3 protein-coding genes are annotated in these 2,702 nt (G+C 38.1%); 2 read left to right on the top strand and 1 reads right to left on the bottom strand.

Translation table 11 applies throughout. From position 1 onward, the window contains the following. Positions 1-255 precede the first annotated feature (255 nt). Together EWV68_RS17115 and EWV68_RS17110 are read left to right on the top strand one after the other, a co-directional pair. Positions 256-528, top strand: coding sequence for a YlcI/YnfO family protein (locus EWV68_RS17115; RefSeq protein WP_287170496.1), 273 nt, complete (start codon positions 256-258; stop codon positions 526-528). Continuing rightward, a complete protein-coding gene (locus EWV68_RS17110; protein WP_061430231.1) occupies positions 525-965 on the top strand; it encodes a type II toxin-antitoxin system VapC family toxin in 441 nt (146 codons plus the stop codon). The genes EWV68_RS17115 and EWV68_RS17110 overlap by 4 nt, the downstream gene beginning before the upstream one ends. 81 nt (positions 966-1,046) lie before the next feature. Here the strand turns inward: EWV68_RS17110 and EWV68_RS17105 are convergent, their stop codons facing one another. Beyond that, positions 1,047-2,504 (bottom strand): CHAT domain-containing protein, encoded by a 1,458-nt coding sequence (locus tag EWV68_RS17105; RefSeq protein ID WP_287170495.1) that lies wholly within the window; start codon positions 2,502-2,504, stop codon positions 1,047-1,049. Between the last annotated feature and the right edge of the window lie 198 nt (positions 2,505-2,702).

The following is a 2,702-nucleotide window of genomic DNA, read 5'->3' as shown; positions in this document are numbered from 1 at the left end:
CTTGAACGAGTAAAACTTTCTAGGAAATAAGGTTGAACATGAGATTTTTTCGACTTGTTCAAAGTGGCCGTCCGGCATTCGGACAATCAAAACGGACGGGTCGGAAAGCATAAGACTACTGCTAAGGTAGCAGCATCCTCTGAAGCGTCAACCCCATTGACGCGACCATTCTAAAAAGGTGGCGTGGTGAGGAATCACCGTCCGTTTACGGCGGTGAGGATGTCAACATTAATTAAAATCAAGGAGAACCCTATCATGATTACCTTAAATCTTAACCCAGAGCTAGAAAATAAAATTCAGGAAGAAGCCAAATTAAAAGGCTTAACTCTTGAACAATATCTTCAAGAGTTAATTGAACAAACCTTAAAAAATCAACCTCAAAAAAGCTCCCAAATTTTAGAATATGAGGAATGGGAAAGAAAATTAACTAACTTTATTAATCGACCTTCTAATATTAATGCTCAACCCTTATCTGATGAAGCTATTAGTCGAGAAAGCATTTATACCAGAGAGGATGAAATGCTATGACCTATTTAGCTGATACTAATATTTTTCTTAGGTTAAAACAAACCAGCCATCCGCTGCACTTAAGTGCGCTTCAAGGCGTTAAAACCTTAAAAAAACGTTCAGAAAAACTCTATATTGTTCCTCAGAACTTAATTGAATTTTGGGTTGTAGCGACACGACCTGTAAAAGTTAATGGCTTAGGATTAAGTTTTGAGCAAGCTACCTTAGAAATTGAAGATATTAAACATATTTTTTCTCTTTACCAAGATACTCCTGCTATTTATACTCAATGGGAAAGACTCATTAGAAAATATCAAGTAATGGGAAAAAAGTCCCATGACGCTCGATTAGTTGCAGCTATGATTACCCATAATATTGATAATATTTTAACCTTCAACACAGATGACTTTCTGCGATATTCAGAAATTATCCCTGTCGATCCTCGAACCATTCATTAATAATCTATATAGCAGGTTCATTCTTCATTCTAAATTTCCCTCAGCAAGTCGTTTTTGGGCTTAACCGAGCAGTATTGGGTCTTATTCTGCCTCACCAATCAGAGTAAATGCCGCCCAATCTTTCGGATTAGGATGGTTTTTCATGGTGGTTAACATTGCCTGTCGCAACGCCTGCGCTTTATCGAGTTTTTTCTCTTGCCAATTGCGATAAAATTCAGTCATTAAACTTGCAGTAGGTGCATCGGGAACTGACCATAAAGAAACAATAATACTTGGCACTCCTGCGGTAATTAAAGAACGGGATAATCCGATTACACCATCTCCAGTAATGCGTCCCCTTCCCGTATCGCAAGCACTTAAAACCACTAATTCCGCATTCAGTTTTAAGTTGAGAATTTCATCAGCAGTAAGTAAACCATTATCATTACCAGAAGGTGCAAGAGCGATCGCACCGGGTACTCCTAATCCTTTAAAATCATCTAATAAACCATGGGTTGCTAGATGAATAATTCTGGCTTGAGGTAATTGGGAAAGGATAGCTTTTTTAGTGGCTTGGTTGCCTGTTAAAGCTTTAGTATTGAGTAGTTTAGCAATAGTAATAGCTTCGTTTTCTGCTGCTGGTAAGGGATTAAGTTGTTCTGGTGGTTCGCCAATTTTGATAGTTACTTTTGGCATAGTAGGATTGCCGACAACGACAAGTCCTTTCGGGTTAGCTTGTTGCACTTTTACTCGTTGCTTTTGGGTTAAGTCTAACACTTGAATGGCGGGTGCAGTGAGAATTGTGTGTTTTTCAATTAAGTATTTGCCATTAGCATCTTGTAAAGCGGGAAAAGGTACTAAAAATAGTTCTCCTTGAGGCATGAAGATGACATGAGCGTTAGGATCGGAGGGGAGTAAATCGGCAATAGGTTCTATAAGTAATTTGTGGAGTTGTTTTAATTGATTTTTTGCTTCAGAGTCATCAAGCGGCAGTATTTCAATGCTACTTCTTCCTCTAACTCCGATTGATTGGCGACTACTGGTTACAAGTTGTTTAAGAGATAACTTTTGGGTTTGCCATAAGGGTTTGAGATTGCTGCGACGAAAGGTTACTTCGCCTGTAGGTTGGATTACCCAGATATACAATTCGGATTCACTGGTATCTTGGTTTCCTGGTAACTGCTCCACAATAATTGAATATTCAACTAAGGTAGCATTTTGAGTTTTGGCAATTTGTTTAATTTCCTCAAGTTTAGGTGCGGTGATAGGGGATACTTCTGTTTGATTGGGAGAGAATCGCCTTGAAAGTAATTCAACCAAGGCTCTAGCGCGTCCTCTTTCGGCAATTTCTAGAGCTTCATCGGTCTTATTTTGAGCAACAAGAGCTTGTTGAAGAAGTTGGTAAGTATCAACTTGAAGATCAAAAATTGACACCTTATAAGCATCATTACTACCCACTTTTCCTCGTAAAGCTTCTCTTGCTTCCATGCCAAGACGGAGAAATTTTTCTGATTCTTCAAAGTTACCATATTTTAAAAAAGCATCTCCTAACTTAGTCAAAGTCCATCCCTTTTTATAAATATCTCCTATCTCCTGTGAAAGATTTAAACTTTCTTGAAAATACTTAATTGCTGTGGAATAATCGGCTCTTCGTTACCCTTTATGCTAAATCAACATACAAGATGCCAAGATAACATACTTCTAACCCAAAAATTCCGAAAGTTTCTAAAGCCATAGCCTCTCCGTTTTATTAGTTTA

Source organism: Microcystis sp. M_QC_C_20170808_M9Col, from assembly GCF_007095495.1.
Classification (GTDB): Bacteria; Cyanobacteriota; Cyanobacteriia; order Cyanobacteriales; family Microcystaceae; genus Microcystis; species Microcystis aeruginosa.
This window is presented reverse-complemented; position numbering and strand designations above follow the sequence as displayed.